Raw genomic sequence first — 23319 nt, forward strand, 5'->3', positions numbered from 1 at the left:
AACTCCTGACGCGGTGGGGCCGGTGACAACCTCTGTCTATACCAGCGCGGGCGGTGGGTGCGGCCGATCGGCTGCGCCGACCCGGCCACCGGATCGTGCGACACCGGTCACCCGACCCGGGAATTCCTGTTGGCGGGGTGGAGTTGGCCGGAACATCATGACGTTCGGACCCGCTCGAACCGGCCGATCGTCACAGCTGTTCGGCTGCGGTGGGATCCCGGGGAACCGACGGGGCACGGAGGTGCACATGGGGACCGCTGATCGTTCCGGTCTAAGGGCCGGGTTGGGGGCGCTGGCCGGGTTCGGCGTCCTGGTGGGGGGCTCCGCACTCGCGCTGACCGCGCAGGCCCGGTCGGCCACCCGGGTCATCGATACGGCGGCCCTGCAGGCGGCGCTGGCCGACGGTTCGCTGGTGCCGCCGGCGGTGCCCGGCGCCGACCGCGCGCAGCAGCGCACGGCCGACCATCTGATCCACGTCCGGCTGCCGCAGGGCGACGGCGTGTGGCGGCCCGACGGCCTCCGCGAGGACGACCCGACCCCGGACGGGGTCGACGCCCTGCGCCCCCTGTCACTGGTGGTGCTGGGCGATTCCACGTCGGTGGGCTACGGGACGACCTCCGTCGCGGAACTGCCCGGGGTCGTCCTCGCCCGGGCGGTCGCCGCGCACGTGCGGCGACCGGTCCGACTGTCCAGCCTGGGCCTCACCGGCGCCACGACCGCCGACCTCACCCGCCAACTGGGCGCGGCGACCGCCGTGGCGCCGGACGCGGTGGTCATCCTCATCGGCGCCAACGACATCCGCGAACGGATCCCACCGTGGCGGTCGGCCGCCCAACTGGGCGCGACGGTGGCCGCGCTGGTGGCCCAGGGGGTTCCGGTCGTGGTGGGCACCTGCCCGGACTTCGGGGTCATCGAGGCCATCCCGCAGCCGCTGCGCCGGATGCTGAGCACCTGGTCGCACCAGTTGGCCGCGGCGCAGGAGCGGTCGGTCACCGCGGCCGGGGGCCGGGCCGTGCCGCTGGGGCGGTTGGTCAGTCCGCAGTTCGCGGGGCGCCCGGAGTTGTTCGCCGCGGACCATTTCCATCCGTCCGGTCCGGGCTACCGGCGGGCGATGGACGTGATGGTGCCGGCGCTGCTGGACCACTGGCGGCCCCGGTCGTCGTCGGATGTCGATGGCGGGGCGGGACCCTCCACGCCCCAGGTGGCCTGAGGGCCGGAGTCAGCCCAGACCGAGGTCGTGGCTCAAGTCGGTCCGCACCCGCCCGATCTCGGCCGGGGGGGCTCCGGCCCGGACCGCGTCGGCGAGCAGCACGGCCAGCTGGTCGGCCAGCGCGGTGACGGCCAGCTCGGGCACGGGCGGGGCAGGGCGGCCTCGGGCCTGGCCGGCGAGGTCGGCGAGCTCTCGGAGCGCCGCGCGGGTGCGGGCGACGCGCTCGCCGTGCCCCCAGGACGCCGCAGGCCAGGCCCGCAGCCGACGAAGGAGGTCGTCGGCCGGCAGGCCTGGCCCGGTGGCGGAGGTCATGAGCAGATCATCGCCGACACCGGCGTCAGTCCGAGGACAGTGCCGGTGTCGGGACGATCGGTCAATCCCGCAGGTAGCTCAGCAACCGGAGGATCTCCAGGTATAGCCACACCAGGGTGACCATGAGCCCGAAGGCGAAGTACCAGGAGGTCTTGGCCGGGGCGCCTTCCTTGATCGCCTGGTCGATGGCGTCGAAGTCCAGCAGGAAGCTGAACGCGGCCAGCGCGATGCACAGGATGGAGAAGCCGATCGCCAGCGCGCCGCCGCTGCGCAGGCCGGTGTCGACGCCGAACAGGCTCATCACCAGGTTGAACAGCATGAGCACGGCGACACCGACGATGCCGCCGATGATCATCTTGGTCAGCCGGGGGGTGACCCGGATGGCGCCGGTCTTGTAGACGACGAGCATGCCGCCGAAGACACCCAGGGTGCCGACGATGGCCTGCGCCGCGATGCCCGGGTACCACTGGTTGAACACCCCGGTGATCGCGCCCAGGAAGATGCCCTCGGCGATCGCGTAACCGATGACCAGCGGCGGGCTGATCGTCTTCTTGAAGATGACGATCAGCGACAGGACGAGACCGACGATCATCGCCGGCAGGGCCAGCGCGTACAGCTCGAACCAGGCGGTGGCGAAACCGGCGACGACGGCGAGGACCAGCAGGGTGCCGGTCTTCATCACGACGTCGTCGACCGTGAGGAAACGCTCCCGGGCCGGCGCGGTGTACGACGGCTGGTTGTACATCTGGTTCAGGTAGTCGGAACTGGGCGCCGATGTCTGCTGCGCCCCGATCACCTTCTCCATGTTCTTGAAGGCGGGGTTGTTGCTCTTCTGCACGAGACCCTCCGCGGGGGTGGCCGAACTGTGGTGGGGACCGGACTCCGTGACCAGGCGCATCCACCGGGCGTGCGCCCGACGGATCCGCCGATCAGCGGTGTCCACATCATCCAACGCACGGGCGGCCACCGCGGTTCCCGGGATCGACCGGGCGATCAGGTGCACTCCGACGGGTCGGGTCGGGCACGCCTGGTCACCCCGGGTGGGACAGGGACCCGAAGGCCGGTGTCCGGGTCCCGTCGGACCCGAGCATGGAGCGCGGTGCCCCGGACGAACGACCCGAGCCGGAATTCGTCCATTCGAGCCGCCCGGCCGATTCCGTCACCCGCCGAGACCAGCGGAGCACCGCCGACGACCGTTTCGATACTGAGCCTGGCCCGGCGGTGCCCGGACCCGGGGCCGGGAGGTTCCGGAGCGCGACGGGTGTCGTGAGTCCTCCGGCGCGGGCGGCTCTCACCCGTTCTGCCCAGCCAATTCGCAGGCATTCCACGTCGTGCACAGTTGATGACTGTCGATGGACCATCACGCGCCCGACCGGGGGAAGGCATGCGCAGGAACTCAGGCCAGAACTCCGATATACCGAAGACTCTACGCCTCGGCGTCGTCACAGCCTTCCCGCCCGGCCGAAATAGCCTGAACGAGTTCGGCCTGCACCTGGTCCGTCACTTCTCCCGCCTCCCGGAGGTCGCCGAGGTGGTGGCCTACGTCGACGAGACCGACGCCGGGGCGCCCGACCCGCAGGCCAAGGTCGCCTTTCGGCCGTGCTGGCGCTTCAACCGCCTGACCAACCTGATCCGGATCCCCCGCGAGATCCTGCGCACCCGACCCGACGCGGTGGTGATCAACCTGCAGTTCGCCACCTTCGGCGACCGCCGCCTGCCCGGGGCACTGGGGCTGCTCCTGCCGGCGGTGCTGCGGATGCTCCGGGTCCCCACCCTGCTGGTCCTGCACAACCTCGCCGACAACGTCGACATGCAGGACGCCGGGTTCGCGCGGTCGGCACTGGCCGCCCGGCTGATGCGGCTGGCCGGCCGCCTGCTCACCCGCGGCCTGCTGCTGGCCGACCTGGTGACCCTGACGATCCCCCGCTACGTCGAGTTCCTGCAGTCGAGCTACGGGGCGAAGAACGCGATCCTCGCACCGCACGGCAGCTTCGAGGACGTCGCCGTCCCCTCGTTCACCGTCCCGCCCGGGCGCCGGTCCATCATGGCGTTCGGCAAGTGGGGGACATACAAGACCGTCGACATGCTGGTCGACGCCTACAGCGAGCTGCTCGACCGCGGCTACGACGACCTGCGCCTGGTGCTCGCCGGCGCGGACAGCCCGAACTCGGCCGGCTACATGGCCGCTGCGGCCACCCGGTACGCCGACGTCCCGCACGTCGAGTTCCCCGGGTACGTCGCCGAGGCGGACGTCCCCGACCTCTTCACCCGGGCCGCGGTCGTCGCGTTTCCCTACACCTCGACCACCGGTAGCTCGGGGGTGCTGCACCAGGCCGGCGAGTACGGCCGCGCCGTCGTCCTGCCGCGGATCGGTGACCTCGTCGACATCATCGAGGAGGAGGGTTTCGCCGGGGTCTACTTCGCACCCGGGGACACCGCCAGCCTCGCCGGGGCCCTGGCCGAAGTCCTGGACGACCCGGCCAAGCGGGAGTCCCTCGGCCGCCGCAACTTCGCCGCCGCCGCCGGCGTGCCGATGTCCGAAGTGGTCGAGTGGCACCTCGCGCACATCGAACGGCTGCTGAAACGGCGGTCCCGACGATGACGACGTCCCGAGCCGAGCCGGTCGCTTCGGAGCGCCGTCTGGCGTCGGGCGGGGCGGTGCTCGCCGTGGCCATGATGGCCGCGAACGCAGCCAACTACCTGCTGAGCCTGTTCCTCGGCCGGGTGCTCACACCGGCGGAGTTCTCCGACGCCAACCTGATGGTGACGACGCTGTTCAGCCTGACGTCGATCGCGCTGTGCCTGCAGCTCGTCGCCTCCCGGTTCATCGCCCGCTGCGACGCCCTGGGCGTCCCGGGGGACGGCGACGCCCTGGCCCGCCGGTTGCGCCGCCTCGCCCTGCTCGCCGGTCTGGTGGCATCCGCCGTCCTGGCCGTGGGGTCGCCGGGCTGGTCGGCCCTGTTCCAGACCGCCTCGCCCTGGCCATTCGTGGTCCTCGCCGCGGGCGTGCCGTTCTGGCTGGTCCAGGCGGTCGAGCGGGGGGTGCTGCAGGCCCGGCTGCGCTTCGTCCCGCTCGCGGTGTCCTTCGTCGTGGAGGCCGGCACGCGGATCGGGCTCGGCGTGCTGCTGGTCTGGGCCGGCGGCGGCGTCCCGGGCGCGACCGCCGCACTGTCCGCGTCGTTCGTGGTCACCTTCGTCGTCGTCCGGATCGCCGCGCGGGTGCGCGGCGCGCGCCCCACCGGCGCGGGTGTCAGCCCCGCGGAGGTGCGCGCCTACGCCGGGTTCGTGTCGGTGCTGCTGATCGGCCAGATCATCGCGAACAACAGCGACATCTTCGTGGCCAAGGCTTTCCTGTCCCCCACCGACGCCGGGGTCTTCGCCGCGGTCGCCCTCATCGGCCGGGCCGTCTTCTTCCTGACCTGGTCGGTGGTGACGGTGGTCTTCCCGGTGGCCGCGCGGCAGCAGGCGGCCGGTCGCGGGATGCCGGGCCTGCTGGTCAAGGCCACGGCCGCGGTCGTCGCCATCGGGCTGCTGTGCACGGCGGCCGCCTGGTGGGTCGGCGGACCGGTGCTGGAGACCGTCCTCGGCCCGGCCTACGCCGGCCTGTCCGGGGCGATGGCCGCCTACGCCGGGGCGACCACGCTCTTCGCGATCGGCAACCTCGTCGCCGCCCACCGCCTGTCGCAGTCCCGGGTCACCGAGTCGTGGCTGCTGCTGGGCGCCGCCCTGTTGCAGGTGGTGCTGCTGCTGGTGTGGCACCGGGACATGGCCGATCTCATCGCCGTCCAGGCGGTCGCCATGGGGTGCCTGGTCCTGGTGCTGGCGGTCCGTGCCCTCCCGACGCTGCCGTACCTGTCCCGTTCGTCCACCGGTGCCCGTCAGGAGGTCACCCCATGACCGGAGCACCGTCGGCCTACCGGGCCTACCGGGACTGGGTCACCACACCGATCACCGGCCCACCCGCGGTCTCCGTGGTGATCCCGGCCTACAACGAGGAGTGGCGCATCCTGCCGACGATCGGCGCGATCGCCACGCACATGAGCGCGCGTGGTGGGCCGTGGGAGCTGATCGTCGCCGACGACGGCTCCACCGACGCCACGCTGTCCCTCGTCCGCGACCTGCGCTTCGCCAACCTGCGCCTGCTGGTCGCCGACCGCAACGGCGGCAAGGGCAGCGCGGTCCGGCGCGGCATGCTGGCCGCCCGGGGCGACCTCGTCCTGTTCGCCGACGCCGACCAGTCCACCCCGATCGAGCAGTTCGACCGGCTGGCCGCGATGGTCGGCGACGGCTTCGACGTCGTGGTCGGGTCGCGCAAGGCCGACGGCTCGCAGGTGAGCGGGCGGACCCTCACGCGGCGGATGCTCAGCGGGGGTCTGCAGACCCTGGTGCGCGGCATGGGGATCTCGGTCCGCGACACCCAGTGCGGCTTCAAGCTCTTCACCCGGGACGCGGCCCGTGCGCTGTTCTCCGTCCAACTGGTCGACGGTTTCTCCTTCGACCTCGAGGTGCTCTACCTCGCGCGTCGGCGCGGCTATCGGGTGGCCGAGATCCCGGTCGAGTGGATCGACGCCCCGGGGTCCACCGTCGACGCCGCCCGGGTGAGCCTGCAGTTCGTCCGCGACCTCGCCCGGGTCCGCCTCAACGACGTCCGCGGCAGGTACTCGTCCACCCGCGCCGGCCACCGCGACCAGCCGGTGCCCACGTCCGTCCCGTCCGTCGGAGGTCAGTCGACATGATCATCAGCACCTCACTCGATCCGGACCGGCGCGTCGTCCGGCTGGTCGGCCGCTTCGACGCCCACGAGTCGGCGACGTTCCGGGACACCGTGCACCCCCTGATCACCCCGCAGACGCCCGTGCTGTCGGTCGACCTCGCGCAGGTCGCCTTCGTGGACTCCACGGCCCTGTCCGAACTGGTGCGCCTGCAGAAGGCCGCCCAGAAGGCCGGCGGCGAAGTGGTGCTGGTCGATCCGTCCGACCCCGTGCGGGTCATCCTGGAGATCACCGAGTTGGCACCGCTGTTCACCACCGAGCGCACGGCGGCGGAGTCCCGGTGACCACCACCGCCCCCGGCCTGGGACCACCCGGACTGGTCGAGCCGGCCGCACCGGCCACCGCCGAGGCGGCCGTCGAGGCGCTCCTCGGGCTCGCCCTCCCGCACGCCACGACGGCCGCGGGCCGGGCCGCCGGGGTCGTCCGCGCCGCGCTGGGCGAGTTCGCGTCCGTCCAGACCGCGCTGACCGAGGCACTGGTCGCCAGCCAGGACCGGCTGCTGGCCATGAAGACGTTCACCCAGGTCAACCTGCGCGACGTCGCCGGCCGGGAGGCCGTCGCCCGGCTGCTCGGCCGGGCCCTGACGCTGACCGGCGCGGCCACCGTCCTGCTGCTGGAGGAGGACAGCGTGGCCACCGCCGTCGGCGAGGTCGCCGATCTGGACGGGCTGGCCGACCTGGCGCGCGCGGCGATCCGTGCCGCGCCCGACCGCGTGCTGCGGACCGTCGCCGGTGACAGCGCGATCATCGGCAGCCTCGACGTGGACACCTCGAGCGCCTGGCACCTGGCCTACTTCCGCCCGGCCGGCCGTCGGTTCGCGACCTCCGACCTGCCGCTCGTCGAATCGATCGGCGCCGCGCTGGGCATCGTCCTGGCCTTCATCGAACTGCACCGCCGCGAGCTGGCCCGGGCGGCGGTCGCCCGCGAACACGAGGTGGCCTCCGCGCTGGCGCAGTCGGCGATCTCCGCCGTGCCGCCGGTCTCGGCCCGCGTCGACATCTTCGCGCGCACCGCTCCGGCGTCGCTGACCGGCGGGGACTTCTACGTCTTCGAGCGGACCGGCGGGTCGATCTGGTTCGCGGTCGGGGACGTGGCCGGCAAGGGCCTGCCCGCGGCGATCTTCATGACCCGGGCGGTGGCCGCGTGCCGGGTCGCGTTCCTGGCCCACCGGGACGAGGCGGTGACCGCGGCCTTCACCCGCGTCCAGGACGAACTGTTCGACCACCTCGAGGACGCCGGGCTGTTCCTCACCCTGGTGCTCGGGGTCGTCCGCGAGGACTGCGGCACCGTGTCGCTGGTCAACGCGGGGCACTCCCCCGTCCTGCTCGTGAAGGACGGCACCCCGCAGGTGGTGCGGGCGTCGGTGCCGCCCATGGGCATCGTGCGGCGGACCCCCGTGCCGACGACGGCCACCCTGTCCGGCGACGACTGCCTCGTCGTCGGGACGGACGGCCTGGTCGAACAGGAGGACCCGGCCGACACGATGTTCGGATACGAACGGTTCGGCCAGCTGTGCCACCGCCACCACACCCGGCCGGCCCCCGAAATCGGGGAGGACATCTTCGCCGAGGTCACCCGGTTCGCCGCCGGCCGCCCGGCCTCCGACGACTCCACCCTGGTCGTCCTCAAGCGCCTCGCGGCCGCGGCATGAGCGGCCCCACGACGGCCACGCTCGGGCTGGCCCCGACGGAGTTGGCCCTGCGGGCCATCGGGCCGTGGCTGGCGCGGTCCGTCGGCGGTCTCGATCCGGCGACGGCCCGGTCCCTGCTGCCCCGGATGGAGCTGGCCGTCCACGAGACGTGCATGAACGTCGTCCACCACGCCGCCCTGTCCGACGGCGAGCAGATCGAACTGGCCCTCACTCTCGACCCGGACCACCTGACCGTCTGGGTGCGGGACTCCGGGGCCGCGTTCGACCAGGCGGGCGTGCCCGAACCGGCCGGCGGGCAGCTGCGCGAGCGCGGTTACGGCGTCAAGATCGCCCGCTCGCTCGTCGACGAACTCACCTACCGCCGACAGGGATCGCGCAACGAACTGGCCCTGCGCATCGACCTGGAAGGACCCCCGTGACCGCCGCCGACACCCGCCCCGACCTGGACGGACCCCGCCTGCGGTGGTCGGTCACCCATGCCTCACCGGACCACGCCACCGTCGCCTTCGCCGGCCGGTTCGACGCCGTGGAGGCGCTGGCCGCCCGCACACGCCTCGCCCAGGACGACGTGGTCGGCCGCGCGCACCTGGTGCTGGACCTGCACGCGGTGACCTTCCTGGACAGCGCGGGGCTCGCCGTCCTGGTCCGCGCCCGGCGCGACCGGCAACGGGACGGCCGCACGATCGCCCTGGTCCGCCCGGCGTCGGAGGACGCGATGCGGGTCCTGCGGCTGACCCAGTTCGACCAGATCTTCACCCTGGTCGACCGCTGTCCCCCGGGCGGCCCGTGATGTCGCGGCGCGCCCTGGTGGTCGACGACGACGCCGTGTCCCGGCTCGTCCTCGGCCACATGCTGCGGGGGCTGCAGTGGACGGTGGAGCAGGCGGTGGACGCGCCGGATGCCGCCTCCCACCTGGACAACGCCGAGTTCGACCTCGTCATCTCCGACTTCCTCCTCCCGTCCGGAACCGGCGTCGACGTGCTGCGGACCGTCGAACGACGCCACCCGGGAACCGCGTTCGTGCTGGTCACCGGGTTCATCGAGCATTCGACCCTGCCGCCGGAGACCACGGCCCGCCTCTCGGGCCAACTGACCAAGCCGGTCAGCTCCGACACCCTGCGGACCGTGCTGGACGAGCTGTTCCCGGCGGCTGGGACCCCATGACCGGGGCCGCCCCGTCCCCGTCCACGACCACCCTGCGGGTGCTCGTCGCCGAGGACGACGAGACGCTGCGGTTCCTGTCCCGGCGGTTCATCGAAAAGCTGGGGCACACGGTGACCACCGTCCCCAACGGCCGGGACGCCGTCGACGCCGCCCTGACCGGCGGGTTCGACGTGGTGCTGATGGACGTGAACATGCCGCTGCTGGACGGACCGCAGGCCACCCGGATGATCCGCACCGCCGGCGACCGCATCCGGCAGCCGCACATCATCGCCCTGACGGCCGCAGTGAACGCCGGGGTCCGTCAGGCGTGCCGGGCGGCCGGCATGGACGCCTTCGTGACCAAACCGTTCCGTTCCGCGGACATCCGCCAGGCACTGACCGGAATCGGGACCACACCAGCCGTCACCGGGATCGCCCCGGCTGCTGACACCCCGTCGTCAGAGCCCTTCGCCGGGCTGGAACAGTTCGAACCGGCCGTCCGGGCCGAGATCCTGCGGACCTTCCGGCAGCGCGGCGGAGACGACGCCACGCAGCTCGCGCAGGCGCTCGACGACGGCGACACAGACCGGGCCCGGTTCCTGGCCCACCGGCTGCGGGGAGCGAGCGCGGCCGTCGGCGCCACCGGGCTCGCCGAACTCTGCCGGTCGATCGAGACCGCACCGGCCGCCCCCGTCCCCGCCGGTCGGGTGGCCGCGCTCCGGACCGCGTTCGCCTCTGTCGAGAGCCACATCGAGACGTTCGAGCGTGGTCACCCTTCTCCGTAGCCGCCGGTCGCGGCCGCCGGCCGACCCACCGCCGACGCCACCGCCCGGCGCCGCCCACCCGACCGGATCCGAGCCGCCGCCGCGGCCCGCCGGGGTCGCCGGGCTGCGCCCACGGACCATCGCCCTGGTGGTGGCGGCGGTCTACTACGTCGGCGCACTGATCGTCTTCCGGGACGTCGTGCGGGCCATCCCGTCGGTCCTGCGCGGTGACGCGGTCATCGCCGGTGACGAATTGGTCCCGTTCTTCAACTGGCACACCCAATTGCTGGACCAGGCGGCCGGGGAATTCAACGACCTGGTCAACGGCTACGAGTTCCGGGTCCGGTATGCCTTCCTGACGACCTGGCTGCGGTACTACCAGGTGCTGCCGTTCGCGATCCTGCTCGTCATTCCCAGCCTGTTCCTGGTCACCTATCTGACGGTGGCGAAATTCGCCGACCGCGTCTTCACCTCGCTGTCCTCCCAGGCCATCTACCTCGCGACGTTCTTTCCGGTCACCCTGATCTATCTGATCATGGTCTATTCCAAGATCACCCACTTCTACACGCTGGTCCTCGGGCTGGTGCTGATGACCATCTCGGCCCTGTGGATGCTGTATGCCCTGCTCTTCGCCGGGCGGAAGTGGAAACGCTGGATGGTGCTGGCCAGCGTCGCCACCCTGTTCAACCCGGCCATCCACTACCTCATCCTGTTCAGCCTGTTCTTCGCCATCACGGCGGTGACCCTGCTGGTGGGCGAGATCGGCCACTGGCTCCGGCGGGGCGGCCCGGCCTGGCTGCGCACCCTGCCGCGCCGGGTCAAGGGGGCGACCACCGAGCCGGGGCGGTGGCGGCGGCTGCGCGCCTGGTGGCGCATGTTCACCGGGACGACGACCGGCCGGATCGCCGTGGCCGGCGTGCTGTACGCGGCGATCACCCTGATCCCCTACGCGTTGTTCGTCAAGTACGTGGCACTGGCCGGGGTCACCAACCTCACCGACACCGTGCCCGGGGACTACTACTTCATCCGCGACGCGTCGGTGTCCTGGTTGCACGAGCTGTCCTGGGACCTGGCCGGCATCACCGACAAGATCCTCTACGGCGACTATCTCGCCAAGGTGCCGCGCTACCCCAACGCGATCTACACCGTGCTGCTGTTCGTACCGCTGGTGGTGCCGGCCGTCCGGCGCCGCCTCTTCCCGACCCGGGCCCACCGGCAACTGCGGGGCGTCATCTTCGTGGCCGTGGTCTTCGCGCTGTGGGCCACCATCGGCTACGCCGAGCCGCTGTGGTTCCCGACCTTCCACCGCACCCTGGCCGACCTGGCCATCGCGGCCAACGACAGCCATTCGACGATCGGCAACCTGGTCGTTACGGTCGCCGGGACCATCGTCCAGATCCTGCGGTTCCCCCACCGGTTCCAGCTGATCCTGTTCATGCTCGCCCCGCTGGTCATGTCGTTGACGCTGGCCTACCTCATCGACCTGGTGAGCGGCCGGTGGCTGGGTCCGGCCCGCCCCCGACGGAATCCGCCGCCGACGGACGGGCCGGTGGCACAAGCCCGCCCCCGCCGAATACCGGGCCGGGCCGCACGGACGGCCGCGCGCATGGTCAGCGGCGAGTGGTTCGTCAAACTCCTGGCCACCGCGTGCGTGGGCATGGTGTTCTTCACGCCGTTCTTCTCCAACGACGTCTACCGCCAGGTCTTCTCCTCCGGCAACATGGCCGGGTTCCTGTCCCCTTTCCCGCTGGCCGACCTCAAACAGGTCAAGCAGGCACTGAACGAGCTGCCGCCGGGAAAGACGGTGGTCCTGCCGCCGACCGAGACTGCGAAGCTGGTCAGCGACAGCAACGGGGTGGACCACAAATTCATCGACAAGTTCTTCATCTACTACCTGGACAAACCGAGTTACTACTACGGACTCACCGGGGACGTGAAGAACAAGTTCGAGTTCTTCCTCATCCTGCGGGGGCTGTACTACCAGCAGGACTGGTGGCTCAACGTCGCCCGCGACATCGGTGTCCGGTACATCGTGGTCAATCGCAAGATCCACTCCAACGAGGGGGTCGGGGCCGAGTACCTGCCCAAGGTGGAGAGCTACGTCGAACCCGCGCTGGCCCGGCTCACGCCCGACGTGCAATTGCGGATGAGCAACGAGAGCTACGCCCTGTACGAGATCGTGGATCAACCCCCACCGGACCGCCCGGTGCTGCTGGTCGACTCCAGCTGGCAGACGTATCTGGACCTGGTGTTCAACCGGCGGAACCTGTCCCGCTGCTACTCCTTCGAGTACACGCCGTACGCCGACGTCGACCGGGTCATCAGCGACCGGCAGACCATGCTGCTCACCGACGACCCCCACACCTCGGCCCTGAACCTCTACCTGATGCAACATCCGAAGGCGTTCTCCGGGCCGGACTCCCGGATGTTCGCCTTCAACCCCGATGTGGTGGCGTCGAACTACTACCTGTCCCCGATGTTCCGGGCGTTCCTGCTGTTCTCCATCACCAAGTGGAACCGCATGGACATGATCACCCCGGGCGTCTTCGGCACGTTACGCGGATCGTTCATCGGCATCCCCCGTGCGACCGAGATCAGCGTGCCGGTCAAGGTCGCCGAACCCGGCCGCTACCACGTGCTCATGCGCACCGCCGATACCGCCAACCGGCTGCACATCACGGCCCCCAGCCTCGGGTACGACCAGACCCCCGAACTGCGGTCGCCCGCGGCGAACGTCAAGTTCTTTCCGACCGACCAGGTGTACAACCCGGACCGGGTGGCGGTCGACACCTCCGGCATGACCGTCGAGGACCTCGAGGCCAGGATCCCCGATCAACTGGTCGCGGTGAACTCCGGCTACTCCTACCAGGACCTCGGCGTCGTCGACGCCAAGGCCGGGACCCACACCTTCACCATCGACAAGCTGGACAGCAATCCGATGCTGTTCGAGGGCATGGTCCTGGTACCGGAGGCCGACTACCAGGCCCTGGCCCTGCCTGCGACCGTCACCCCGATCACCGACCCGAACACGTTGGGCTGTTCGGAGCGCACGACCAGCAGCGGCGGCAAGGACGGCTACGTCGACCCCGCCGCCAACCCGGCCCACGCCGACCTCACCCAGGACGAGCTGCTCAACCTGGCCGCCGCCGACGTGCAGGACCTGGAGCCCCCGGAGGGCGGGACCCTCGACTCCAAATGGCTGGGGGTCGGCCTGACCCTGGCCCTGCTCATCGTCAGCGGCCTGCTCGTGCGCTGGCGCGCCCGGTGGTCGCCCACCGTTGACGGCCCCGATCCCGACGCCCCGGCGGGTCCGGATCCCCCGGACCCGACCCTCACCGACCCGGAACCACCCGATCGCCACGACGACCGGGGGCGCGAGCCACCCCGGACGAAGGAGATGCCGTCATGACCGCACCCGCCCGCCGCATCGTCTTCCTCGGCACCCACGGGCAGTACAACATCGGCGACGAGCTGCTGCTCGAGACGTTCCTGACCGAGCTGGGCCCGCAGCACCGGTACGTCGTCAACAGCTACGACCCGGCCTTCACCCGGGCCCAGCTGGCGGAACGGTTCGCCGTGACCGTCATCGACACCGCGACCGAACGTGGCCGGTTGCTGCGTGCACTGCGCTCGGGCGACGTGCTGTGCTTCGGCGGCGGCTCCATCGTCAAGGAGCTGTACGCCAGCACCGGACGGCACCGGTGGTCGACGCTGCTGATGATCCTGGCCATCGTCACCTACACCCGGCTGGTCGCCCGTAAACCGATCGCCATGCTGAACGTCGGGGTCGGGCCGGTGCGTTCGGCGGGCGGTCGGCGGCTTGCCCGCATGATCCTGTCCCAGGTCGACGAGCTGACCGTCCGCGACGAGCGTTCCCTGCGGCTGTGCCAGGAGCTCGGGGTCCCGGCCCGGGCGGTCACCGACGCGGTGTTCTCGGTCGACCCGGGGTCCCTGGTGGGCGGCGCACCCCCACCGGCCCGCCCGGTGGACGGCCCGGTCCGGGTGGCGCTGAACCTCAACATCGACGTCGAGAACCCGGCGAACTGGGAGTCGTTCCTGGCCGGGCTCGCCCAGGCGCTGACCGTGCTGCACGCCCGGCAGCCGATCGAGATCCACACCCTGCCCATGCAGACCGGGTTCAAGGAACACGACGACGCCGACGTGCTGGCCGGGTTCGCCGTTCGCCTCCCCGGCATCCCCGTGGTGCGGCACGACCCACGTTCCCCCGGTGATGTCGCCGCGATCATCGGCGACTGCGACGTGGTCGTGTCCGAACGGCTGCACGCCATCGTGCTCGCCTCGATCCTCGGGGTGCCCGCGTTCGCCCTGGTCTACGACCAAAAGGTCGCCGAGCTGGCCGCCATGCTGCGGATGGAGCAGTGGAGCGTCGACATCAACGCGCCGTTCGACGCCGACGCCCTGGCCGATCGGCTCGGTGACCTCGTGCGGGACCGCGATGAGGTGGCCCGGCAGTTCCTGCAGGTCAGTGGTGCGCTGCGGGACCGGGCGCGGGGCGAGTTCGAGCGGGCGCGGCGGTGGGTCGCCGGTACGCCGTCCGGCGGGTCGGATCAGGCGGATTCCGGTCCGGTCCTGGTCAACGGGGCGGCCTCGAGCCGCCCGGAGGTGTCGACGGCCCGGTGAGACGACGGGGCCGGGGTGCCCTTGGCCGGCACGTCCGGCCGCCAGAAGCGGCGCTCGACGAAGCGGTACGAGACCTCGGCGCAGGCCAGGGTGGCGACGACGTTGGCCGGGATCCAGGCCCAGGTGCCGGCCAGGGACGGCGTCAGGGCCCAGGCCATGAAGTTCTGCCACAGGTAGATCGAGTAGGACCGGCGGCCGATGGCCGTCATGGGGCGGCTACGCAGTAGTCGGGTGACGGGGTCGTCGAGCCGGCCGAGGGTCTCCTTGCCGACCAGACTCCAGACCAAGGCCGCGGCCAGAACCGTCGCCACGGCCATGCCGCCGACGTAGCTGACGGTGCCGTCCAGGGGCAGGGTGAGCGCGGCGACCAGCAGGCCGAGCAGCGCCACCGCCGGGATCCACCGCGCCTGTGCCACGGCGGTCAGGCTGTTCTCGGCGCGGCGCCAGCAGTACCACTGGGCGAGCAGACAGCCGAGCAGGATGCCCTCCGCCCGCAGGGGGCTGGCCAGGTAACTGATGTTCACCGAGTGCCAGGCCAGGAACGAGACGGCCTGCAGGAGCACCGAACCGGCGGCGGCGAGGCCCGTGATCCACATCAGCGTCGTCCGCCGGACCCGTGGGAGCAGGACGATCAGCACCAGCGGCCACAGCAGGTAGAACTGTTCCTCCACGGACAGCGACCACAGGTGGTCGACCTGCCAGGGCACGTCGTGCTGCAGGACGCCCGCCCAGTTCAAGGTGTAGGTCAGGAGCCCGGCGTCGGTGACGGCGGTGACGACGAGGTTGCGCGTCGAATGGTCGAGCAGCACCGCTGTGACCGTGAAGACCAGGCTCAGGAGCAGCACGGCGGGCAGCAGCCGGCGAGCGCGCCGGACGTAGAAGCGACCCAGCGCGATGCGGCCGTGCCGGTCCCATTCGCCGATGAGCAGGCTGGTGATCAGAAAGCCGCTCAGCACGAAGAACATGTCGACGCCGATGAACCCGCCGGGGACCGCGTTCGGCACCAGGTGGATCAACGACGTGAAGATGACGGCGATCGTGCGGACGCCGTCCAGCGACGGCATCCGGCGCAGGCGCCGGGTCGGCTCGATGGAGCGGGCGGCGTCAAGGGTCATAGCGGGGCCATCCTGACGAATGCGGAAGCGCCAGGCACCCTGGCAGATCGGATACATATCGCCAGATCCGGTCACCGTTCGTCAAGATGCCGGGCCCCAAACGGGGCAATATCACCCCATGGGGGCGCCGGCGGCGGTCACGGCGGGTCGTCGAGCGGGGCCCTACCTGCACACAACCGAGCCCCCTAGGCACAACCGAGCCCCCTGCGCACAACGGTGCCCCCGGTGGGATTCGAACCCACACCTGGTGACCCTCCTTGACGCGGCCCTGCCTGCGCACAACGGTGCCCCCGGTGGGATTCGAACCCACACCTGGTGACCCTCCTTGACGCGGCCCTGCCTGCGCACAACGGTGCCCCCGGTGGGATTCGAACCCACACCTGTGACCCTTTTAAGGGGCCTGCCTCTGCCGTTGGGCTACGGGGGCTCCACCGACGGCAATCAGCGTAGGGGGCGGCGAGGGCCTACCCGCGGAACTCGTCGGTCGAGTGACCCGGGGATGTAGCAAGATGACGGGATGCCCGCACCCGTGACTTCGGCCGTCCCCTCGGAGGGTCTGCTGCAGATCGGCGAGGTGGCGACGCGCACCGACCTGTCGGTCCGGACGATCCGGCACTGGGAGGACATCGGGCTGATCAGCCCCAGCGCCCGCAGCCGCGGCGGCTTCCGGTTGTACTCCTTGGAGGATGTCGCGCGCATCCGCCTGTTGCGGTACATGAAGCCGTTGAACTTCACCCTGGAACAGATGCGCGAACTCCTCGAGCTGCGGGACCAGGTGGTCGCCTCGGGAGGTGCCGGCGACCGGGGTCTCGTCTGGCCCCCGTCCAGCGCGGTGGCCGACGCCGACACGGCCAGCAGGGTGGTGCTCGACCTCGAGCGCTACACCGAACTCGCCGCCCGTCGACTGCAGCAGTTGCACCAGCAGATCGGCGAGGTCGAGGAGTTCGTGGCCCAGCTGCGGGAAGAGGTCAATCGAGGGCGCGGCGCGAGCTGACCCGGCGACGTGCGCCGGGCGGAGTCGGCCCGTCGTCACCGGCCCCGGATGCGCGCCACCAGCGCGGCGTCCAGGACTTCAGCGCGAGGGCCGGGGCTTCGACGGCCGTCCAACTCACAAGGGCCAGGCCCAGGCTGATCGAGGTGGCCGCGAGGACGAACACCGCTAGTGGCCAGTCGGCCGCGCCGAGCAGGAGCAGTGTCATCTGGACCGGCCAGGCGTAGATGTAGAGCCCGTAGGACACGTCACGTCGGGAACCGACACGGTGCAGTCCCGTGGCGGCACCGACGAAGAGGATGACGTACGCCACCGCCGCCGGAGCGAGCACGAGGTAGGCGGCCCGCGATTGTGGGTCCCGACCGAAGAACGCCGCCGCGGCCAGGGCACCGGCGAGGAGGACCACGGCCGCCAGCGCACCCCGGCCACGTAGTGGAATGCGATCGGCCCACTGGTAGGCGAGCACCCCGGCGACGAACATCGACCCGAGGCGGAGGAACAGCCACCTGACGTCTCCGTCACCGGTGACGATTCCGGCTGACAGCAGGTCGACGACCGCCGCGCCCATGAGCAGCGCACCGACGACGACCATCGCACCGCGGCGGCGCCGAATGAGCCCGAGGGCTCCGATGACCGCGACTCCGAGATAGCAGGCGAATTCGTAGAAGAGCGTGTAGAGGGACCCGTTGACCGGGCGTCCGTCGAACAGCCCGCGGACGGTGAACTGGTCGATGTAGAGCGCGGCGTTCGAGAGCAGATAACCGACCGCGGAGTCCGATCCCGTCAGCGGGAAGCCGGCGAGGGTTCCGTACCGCAACACCTGGGCCAGGGGCAGGAAGACGGCCACCGTGACGACGAGACAGGCCCAGAACCCCGGCAGGATGCGGAGCGCGCGGCGCCAGAGGAATCGGCCGGTGGTCGGTGAGGACACCGCGCTCCGAGCGATCAGGAACCCGCTCAGGGCGAAGAACCCGTCGACGGCGACCGTGCCCATGTCGACGATGCCACCGGTCAGGTCGCCGAGCGGATCGGTGCCGCCGGACATCGTCAGGCTGTGCGAGAGCAGCACCAGCGCGGCGAGGGCCAGACGGAGCGCGTTGACGCTGTTGTGACGGGGGTCGAACCGCGCGGCGATCGAGTCGGCCCGCCGGGGCGCGGCGAATTCGGGCAGACCGGTACCGGTGACTCGTCCGGTCGAGGTGACCTCGACATCGCTCATGCGATCCCCCGTTACCAAGAGTCAAATCTCCTCTCACGTAAGAGTAGACCGGCACATCTGTTCCCGACACCGGGTCGCGGTCACGCGATCGAGCGTTGTGTCCCCGGGGCCCGCCATTCGCTCCGACAGACGGGACGGCATCGAGGCGTTCGCGCTACGGCAATCGAGTTGCGGGTGTCACGACCAGTGGGCGTGGCGCGAGAAAGACGAGGCACGGTGGTGAGAACTCACTCCAATGGGCTACCTCACGTAATGTTAGAGTAGCGACCGATCGTCCGTTTCGTGCCTGGCTCAGCAGCCCAGTTGCACTCGAGACCCGCCCCGTTGTCCATGTCCGCCCGCTCCAGCGGCCCCCCGACTGGCCACCTCCAGCGAGAGGAACGCATGTCGAGCCGAGATGCCCTCCGGCACGAACTGGTGACGACGCTCCCGAACGGCAGGTTGCAATGAGTCACCCCACGGCGCCGCAGGCTGCGCCACCCCCGGGTCCGGTCCGCCGTCGGCGACGATGGCCGGTCGTTCTGGTGACGCTGGCCGTCCTCGCGCTCGCCGTCGTCGTCGTTCGCGCGCTCAGCAGTGGCGGCACGCCCGCTGCCACGGCCCCGGAGACACCGACGGCGGCGCAGACCTCCGGGCCGCTCGCCGCCACCACCACTGCCGAGACGACGACGCCGGCGGACGGCGTGCCCGCCCTGACCGTGCAGGGCAACCGGATCCTGCGGGACGGTGTGCCGTGGTGGCTGCTGGGCTACAACTCCTTCACCTGGTCGGCCAACTGCGGGCACCCCGAAGAGCTGATGACCCAGGACCAGGTCGACCAGTGGCTCTCGTCCATGCGCCACGACGGCCACGGCGCCGTCCGGCTCTTCTTCTTCCAGGGGTGGAGCCTCGAACGTCTCGACGCCCTGCTGGCCTCCGCCGAGCGCAACAACATCTACGTCATCCTCACGATCGACAACGCACTCCCGGACTGTGGGGAGGAGCGCAAGACCGCGGAGTGGTTCCGCGACTCGCAGAAGGCCGCCTCCTACCAGGCGTGGATGACGACGCTGCTCCAGCGCTACAAGGGCAACACCACCATCGCCTGGTTCGAGTACTTCAACGAGCCCGGGTGGGAGGACGGCGGCCTCCTGGACTTCATCACGCGCATGCACGACGTCGCGGTGACGATCGACCCCGACCGGCTCTGGTCATCGGGGACCATCGCTCCGTACGCCGTCGGTGGGCCGGACAACTTCCGCGCCATCAACGAGTCCCGTGCCGTCGACATCGTCTCCCTGCACGAATACGACTTCCGCGACGCCGAAACGCATTTCGGTCCGGCCACCCGCGAGAACGCAGCCGGCAAACCGGTTCTGGTCGGCGAGTTCGGGGTCATCGACTACAACGTCGACGCAGCCGGCTGCCAGGCCGACATCGCACTGCGCGCCGACCGGGTGCAGCGCAAGGCCGAGGCCTACATCACCGTCGACGGATACGTCGGCGCACTCGCCTGGTCCTGGCAACCGGGCCGCGGCGTGGGCCCGTGCTCGAGCCCCGGGGTCGACCAGGACCAGCAGGTGCAGGACCTTCTCCGGACCATCACCCGATGACGGATACCCGACGACCAGGAGGAACGGACGAATGACCGATCGCGTCCTGATCATCAGTACGGCACCGCCGGTGCCCGTCGACAACGGCAAGCGCATGGTGCTCAGCGGCCTGCTGGACTACTTCGCCGGTCGGCTGGGTGCGGAGAACGTGCACTACACCCTGCTGGGCGCACCAGGAGCCGAGCGCCCCGGCTTTCCCGGCATCGCCCACCGCCTCGACCCACCCAGCACGATCGGCCAGCTGTCGGTCCTGCTGGGTCGATTGGCCCGGGACAGCTCCTACACCGTGCAGGAAGCGATGCTGGGCTCGCCGGCCCTGCGGGAGCAGATCCAGGCGTTGGTGTCATGGCTCCGTCCCACCATCGAGATCTACGACACCCTCCGGATGGGCCAGCACGCGCCGACCGGCTCCGTCGGCCGGCAGTACCTGTACCTGGACGATCTGTTCTCCCTCCGCTACGAACGCATGCTGCGGTTCGACCGGGACAACGACGTCCAGATCGATCCGCTCGGCGAATTCGCCAGCAACGTGCCCGGACCGCTGCGCGCCCTGGTCCGTCGCCCCGCTGTCTATCGGCGTGTCCTCAAGCTGGAACAGCGCCGGATCGAACGCCGCGAGGTCACCATGGCCCGGCGGTTCGACACCAGCATGCTCATCAACCCCAACGAGGTGGCCACTCTGCGGCAGCGCGCCGGCACCGACGGGGTGCGCCAGATCAGCGGCCTCCTGCCGTCGGTGGAACCCGTTCACCGCGAACCGGTTTCGCCCCCGGAACTGCTGTTCCTCGGCCGCCTGAACATCCCCCACAACGAGGACGCGATCTCGGCGTTCCTGCAGTCGGTCATGCCCACCCTCGTCGACACGATGCCCGGGGTCGTGCTGCGTGTCGTCGGCAGCGGGGCGTCGGACCGGTTGCGGGCACTGGCCGCGCCGTTCGGCGACCAGGTCCGGATGGAGGGCTTCGTCCCCGACCTGGAGCCACTCTTCTCCCGGGTGACCGCGTCGGTCGCGCCGCTGCGCTTCGGCACCGGCATCAAGATCAAGACCCTCGACACGCTGGCCCGGGGGGTACCGGTCCTCACCACCGCACTGGGGGTCGACGGCCTGGACGTCTCCCCCGACGGCCGCGACGGGATCCTCGTCTGTGACGACCTGTCCGCCTGGCCCGACCTGCTGCGCGAACTGACCGTGCGCAGTGAGAACCAGCTGCTCTCGAAGGCAGCGGTCACCTACTTCGACCGCACCTTCTCCCGGCGGGTCGTCGAGCAGCAGTACGACGAGCTGTTCGGCCTGTAGACCGTCCCGTGCGTCGCCCAAGGTGGGCGACGCACGGGAACCGTCACCGGGCGGTGTCCGCGGCGAGCGCCGCGCGCAGGCGGTCGATCTGGCGCCCGCCGTCCAGCTCCTCGGAGATGAACCGGCGGCCGGCCCGGGCCAGGCGATCCCGACTCGCCGGATCCGCGAGCAGGCCCGACACAGCATCCGCGAACGCCCGCTCCTCGTCCGCGATCAGCAGGTGCTCGCCGTCGCGCCAGGGCAGTCCGCGCGCCCCGACCGAGGTGGACACCACGGGCAGCGAGGCCGCCATCGCCTCCACCATCTTGATGTTCACCCCGGCGCCCGCGAGCACCGGATTGAGGAAGACGTCGGCGCCGGCGAGGACCGGCGCCACATCGGGGACGTCGACCAGGACCTCGGCGCCGGCGGCCTCGAGTTCTTCGACCAGCGCGGGGGATGCGCGGCGGCCGGCCACCCGGAAGCGGGCCGGGGTGCCGGCGCCCGTCGTCCTGTCCCGTACCCCGGGCCAGATTCGCTGCGCGAACCAGCGGATGCCCTCGATGTTGTTGGCGAAGTCGAGAGAGCCGAGGAACAGCAGGACCGGTTCGCGCCCGGTGGCGCTCGTGTCGACCGGGGGGCGGCCGACAATCGGTCGATCCCCGACGAACGGCGGCACGAAGAGCACGGTCCGACCGGTGTGCCGGCGGCGGGCTTCGGCGTCCTTCTCACCGATCTCGGCGAAGGCGACGATCGTCGGGTCCGCGTGCAGACGGCGTTCGGCCCGGCGGAGCTTGGCCGCCTCCAGGCGGTACATCAACGATCGCGGCAGGGAGGAGGATCGCGCGAGCGCGTCGAAGTAGTCCGACTCGATGTTGTAGGAGCGGACGAGCATCGGCAGTCGCAGCGCGCGGGCCAGCGCCAACGCCGTCGGAGCCGACCGGAAGCTGACGGCGACGACGGCGTCCCACGGGGTCCTGTCGTGGTCCGCCGCCAGCTGGGCCACGAGCGCGGCGGGCACCGGGCGGGAGGCGAACACGTAGGGCTGCGGGGACAGCAGTGCCGCGGCACCCTCCCGACGCGGAACGAAGTGCAGCGCCGTACCGGCGGGCAGCGCCGCGCGGTGGGCGTCCTGCGCCGGAAGATCCAGGACGCCGGGCACGACGACGGTCAGCTCGACCCCCGCCGCGGCCGCCGCCCGGAGCAGGTTCAGCGACTCCACCCGCCCGCCGGCGTCGGCGGGCACGAACGCCTCCTCGACCACGACGAGCCAGCGGGCCGGGGTTCCGGCGGACGGGCTCACGGCGCGACCGGCTGCACGTCGCTGGTCGTCGATGCGGCGGCCGCCAGTGGCTCCGCCGCCGACGGACCCCGGCCACCGGCGGTCGCCGCGGGATGCCAGTCGCCCCGTTCGGTGCGTTTCCACAGCCCGGACTGCCGACGCCGCACGTGGCGGTACGCCCCGCCGAGCGCCGCTGCGTTCGTCATCGCGAACTGGTACGGGGCGGCGCAGCCGCGGTTGTTCGAGACCGCGCCGACCGTCGCCGCCGTGTAAGCGGCCAGCTGGGGGACGAGCAGCCATCGGCCCAGCCGGTGGTGTCGGGCCGCCTGCGCCGAGCTCAGCAGGATCACCGGAAGCAGCGGCGGCACGACGATGGAACGCAGCACACGGTGACCACCGAAAGCGACCGCGGTCCAGCCGTGCCGGGGGTGCAGCAGGCCCAGATTGCCCAGCGAGACCTGCCAGATCCCGGCCGCGATCCGCTGCCGACGCTCGAAGTCGTCGCGCTTGCTGGTCGAGGTGCGTTCGTACACGGCCGCGTCGTTGGCCTGCCGGACCAGCAGGCCGCGACTCAGAGCATCGATGGGGATCCAATAGTCGTCGGCGAACACCCCGGCGGGGATGGGACGGAAGTGCTCGCGGCGCACCGCGAAGATCCCCCCGTCGGCACCCACGACGCGGCCGATGATGCCTTCGGCGTCCTTGAGCGCTGATTCGAAGCGCCAGTAGAGCGATTCGCCGGCCCCGTGGGCGCCGTCCCCCACCGGGAGCTTCCGACCGCTGACGACGGCCACCTCGGGGCGGTCGAAGCTGCGGACGATGGCCCGCACCGACCCGGGATCCAGCGAGCCGTTCGCATCCGTCAGGACGACGATGTCCCCCCGCGCCTCCTGCATGCCCCGGTTGATCGCCGCGCTCTTGCCACCGCGCGCGCTGACGGTGACGACGCGCATGCAGGGGTGGGGGACGGACATCGCCTTCTCGGCGGTGCCGTCGGAGGAGCCGTCGTCCACGACCAGCACCTCCAGACGGTCGGCCGGGTAGTCGAGTGCGGCCGTGTCACGGATCTTCTGGGCGATGAACCGGCCCTCGTTGTACGCCGGGATCAGGACCGTCACGGTGGGTTGCCGGTCGACGGACCCAGAGGCATCCGTGGCGTGGCCCCGGCCCCGGCGGGCCGCCCGGGCGACGGTGTGGGCCGCCAGCGGGTAACCGACATGCGTCAGCAGGACCAGGCCGATCCCGCTCAGCGAGACCCCGGAGGCCAGCCTTCCGGGCGGCGACGGCGGACGGGTGTGGCGACGGATGCCCATGTCGGAAGTCCTCAAACTCGGCAGCGGGTGGCGTGAGC

General features: G+C 71.0%; 21 protein-coding genes and 1 tRNA gene. 15 read left to right on the forward strand and 7 right to left on the reverse strand.

The annotated features are described in order from the left end of the window. Positions 1-247 precede the first annotated feature (247 nt). Complete coding sequence (locus FDO65_RS08885; protein ID WP_166442096.1) at positions 248-1210, forward strand: SGNH/GDSL hydrolase family protein; 963 nt, start codon at positions 248-250, stop codon at positions 1208-1210. A 9-nt stretch (positions 1211-1219) separates the two neighbouring features. On the opposite strand, the gene FDO65_RS08890 is transcribed toward FDO65_RS08885, so the two are convergent. Together FDO65_RS08890 and FDO65_RS08895 are read right to left on the reverse strand one after the other, a co-directional pair. Then, positions 1220-1522 carry a hypothetical protein gene (locus FDO65_RS08890; protein WP_137448958.1) on the reverse strand — a complete coding sequence of 101 codons (303 nt, stop codon included), beginning with the start codon at positions 1520-1522 and terminating at the stop codon, positions 1220-1222. Between the two features lie 61 nt (positions 1523-1583). Then, on the reverse strand, positions 1584-2360 hold the full coding sequence (locus tag FDO65_RS08895; RefSeq protein WP_137449674.1) for a Bax inhibitor-1/YccA family protein: 777 nt from the start codon (positions 2358-2360) through the stop codon (positions 1584-1586). Between the two features lie 546 nt (positions 2361-2906). Here FDO65_RS08895 and FDO65_RS08900 point away from each other — a divergent pair. From FDO65_RS08900 to FDO65_RS08950, 11 genes are read left to right on the forward strand one after another with little or no spacing between them, the layout of a single operon-like run. Next, positions 2907-4124 carry a glycosyltransferase gene (locus FDO65_RS08900; RefSeq protein WP_205849863.1) on the forward strand — a complete coding sequence of 406 codons (1218 nt, stop codon included), beginning with the start codon at positions 2907-2909 and terminating at the stop codon, positions 4122-4124. Next, the gene (locus tag FDO65_RS08905) at positions 4121-5419 is read left to right on the forward strand and encodes an MATE family efflux transporter (protein ID WP_137448959.1); all 1299 of its coding nucleotides are present in this window, start codon (positions 4121-4123) and stop codon (positions 5417-5419) included. Before FDO65_RS08900 ends, FDO65_RS08905 begins: the two co-directional genes overlap by 4 nt. Further along, positions 5416-6258 (forward strand): dolichyl-phosphate beta-glucosyltransferase, encoded by an 843-nt coding sequence (locus tag FDO65_RS08910; RefSeq protein WP_137448960.1) that lies wholly within the window; start codon positions 5416-5418, stop codon positions 6256-6258. The genes FDO65_RS08905 and FDO65_RS08910 overlap by 4 nt, the downstream gene beginning before the upstream one ends. Next, the gene (locus tag FDO65_RS08915) at positions 6255-6578 is read left to right on the forward strand and encodes an STAS domain-containing protein (RefSeq protein WP_137448961.1); all 324 of its coding nucleotides are present in this window, start codon (positions 6255-6257) and stop codon (positions 6576-6578) included. Before FDO65_RS08910 ends, FDO65_RS08915 begins: the two co-directional genes overlap by 4 nt. Next, positions 6575-7945: a PP2C family protein-serine/threonine phosphatase gene (locus FDO65_RS08920; protein WP_137448962.1), complete on the forward strand. Its 1371-nt coding sequence runs from the start codon at positions 6575-6577 to the stop codon at positions 7943-7945. Before FDO65_RS08915 ends, FDO65_RS08920 begins: the two co-directional genes overlap by 4 nt. Then, positions 7942-8364: an ATP-binding protein gene (locus tag FDO65_RS08925; RefSeq protein ID WP_137448963.1), complete on the forward strand. Its 423-nt coding sequence runs from the start codon at positions 7942-7944 to the stop codon at positions 8362-8364. The genes FDO65_RS08920 and FDO65_RS08925 overlap by 4 nt, the downstream gene beginning before the upstream one ends. Further along, complete coding sequence (locus tag FDO65_RS22130) at positions 8361-8735, forward strand: STAS domain-containing protein (protein ID WP_166442097.1); 375 nt, start codon at positions 8361-8363, stop codon at positions 8733-8735. The genes FDO65_RS08925 and FDO65_RS22130 overlap by 4 nt, the downstream gene beginning before the upstream one ends. Then, positions 8735-9109: a response regulator gene (locus tag FDO65_RS08935; protein ID WP_137448965.1), complete on the forward strand. Its 375-nt coding sequence runs from the start codon at positions 8735-8737 to the stop codon at positions 9107-9109. The genes FDO65_RS22130 and FDO65_RS08935 overlap by 1 nt, the downstream gene beginning before the upstream one ends. After that, the gene (locus FDO65_RS08940) at positions 9106-9873 is read left to right on the forward strand and encodes a response regulator (protein ID WP_137448966.1); all 768 of its coding nucleotides are present in this window, start codon (positions 9106-9108) and stop codon (positions 9871-9873) included. Before FDO65_RS08935 ends, FDO65_RS08940 begins: the two co-directional genes overlap by 4 nt. After that, positions 9854-13261 (forward strand): hypothetical protein, encoded by a 3408-nt coding sequence (locus tag FDO65_RS08945; protein WP_137448967.1) that lies wholly within the window; start codon positions 9854-9856, stop codon positions 13259-13261. The genes FDO65_RS08940 and FDO65_RS08945 overlap by 20 nt, the downstream gene beginning before the upstream one ends. Further along, entirely contained in the window at positions 13258-14493 is a 1236-nt protein-coding gene (locus tag FDO65_RS08950) for a polysaccharide pyruvyl transferase family protein (RefSeq protein WP_137448968.1), read from the forward strand. The genes FDO65_RS08945 and FDO65_RS08950 overlap by 4 nt, the downstream gene beginning before the upstream one ends. On the opposite strand, the gene FDO65_RS08955 is transcribed toward FDO65_RS08950, so the two are convergent. Continuing rightward, entirely contained in the window at positions 14421-15608 is a 1188-nt protein-coding gene (locus FDO65_RS08955; RefSeq protein WP_166442098.1) for an acyltransferase family protein, read from the reverse strand. The two genes, FDO65_RS08950 and FDO65_RS08955, sit on opposite strands and share 73 nt — an antisense overlap. 353 nt (positions 15609-15961) lie before the next feature. Next, positions 15962-16035, reverse strand: a tRNA-Leu gene (locus FDO65_RS08960). 90 nt (positions 16036-16125) lie between these two features. Between FDO65_RS08960 and FDO65_RS08965 the strand changes: the two genes are divergently transcribed. Then, positions 16126-16602: a MerR family transcriptional regulator gene (locus FDO65_RS08965; RefSeq protein WP_137448970.1), complete on the forward strand. Its 477-nt coding sequence runs from the start codon at positions 16126-16128 to the stop codon at positions 16600-16602. Here FDO65_RS08965 and FDO65_RS08970 read toward each other — a convergent pair. Next, positions 16577-17818: an acyltransferase family protein gene (locus FDO65_RS08970; RefSeq protein WP_137448971.1), complete on the reverse strand. Its 1242-nt coding sequence runs from the start codon at positions 17816-17818 to the stop codon at positions 16577-16579. The genes FDO65_RS08965 and FDO65_RS08970 overlap by 26 nt on opposite strands. Positions 17819-18342: 524 nt before the next feature. Between FDO65_RS08970 and FDO65_RS08980 the strand changes: the two genes are divergently transcribed. After that, positions 18343-19410, forward strand: a complete 1068-nt coding sequence (locus FDO65_RS08980; protein WP_166442099.1) for a cellulase family glycosylhydrolase — start codon at positions 18343-18345, stop codon at positions 19408-19410. A gap of 31 nt (positions 19411-19441) precedes the next feature. Continuing rightward, positions 19442-20707 carry a glycosyltransferase family 4 protein gene (locus tag FDO65_RS08985; protein WP_137448973.1) on the forward strand — a complete coding sequence of 422 codons (1266 nt, stop codon included), beginning with the start codon at positions 19442-19444 and terminating at the stop codon, positions 20705-20707. A gap of 43 nt (positions 20708-20750) precedes the next feature. Here the strand turns inward: FDO65_RS08985 and FDO65_RS08990 are convergent, their stop codons facing one another. After that, complete coding sequence (locus FDO65_RS08990) at positions 20751-21989, reverse strand: glycosyltransferase family 4 protein (protein WP_166442100.1); 1239 nt, start codon at positions 21987-21989, stop codon at positions 20751-20753. Then, positions 21986-23281, reverse strand: a complete 1296-nt coding sequence (locus FDO65_RS08995) for a glycosyltransferase family 2 protein (RefSeq protein ID WP_137448975.1) — start codon at positions 23279-23281, stop codon at positions 21986-21988. Before FDO65_RS08995 ends, FDO65_RS08990 begins: the two co-directional genes overlap by 4 nt. Positions 23282-23319: the final 38 nt, after the last annotated feature.

This window comes from Nakamurella flava, assembly GCF_005298075.1.
In the GTDB taxonomy this organism is placed as follows: Bacteria; Actinomycetota; Actinomycetes; order Mycobacteriales; family Nakamurellaceae; genus Nakamurella; species Nakamurella flava.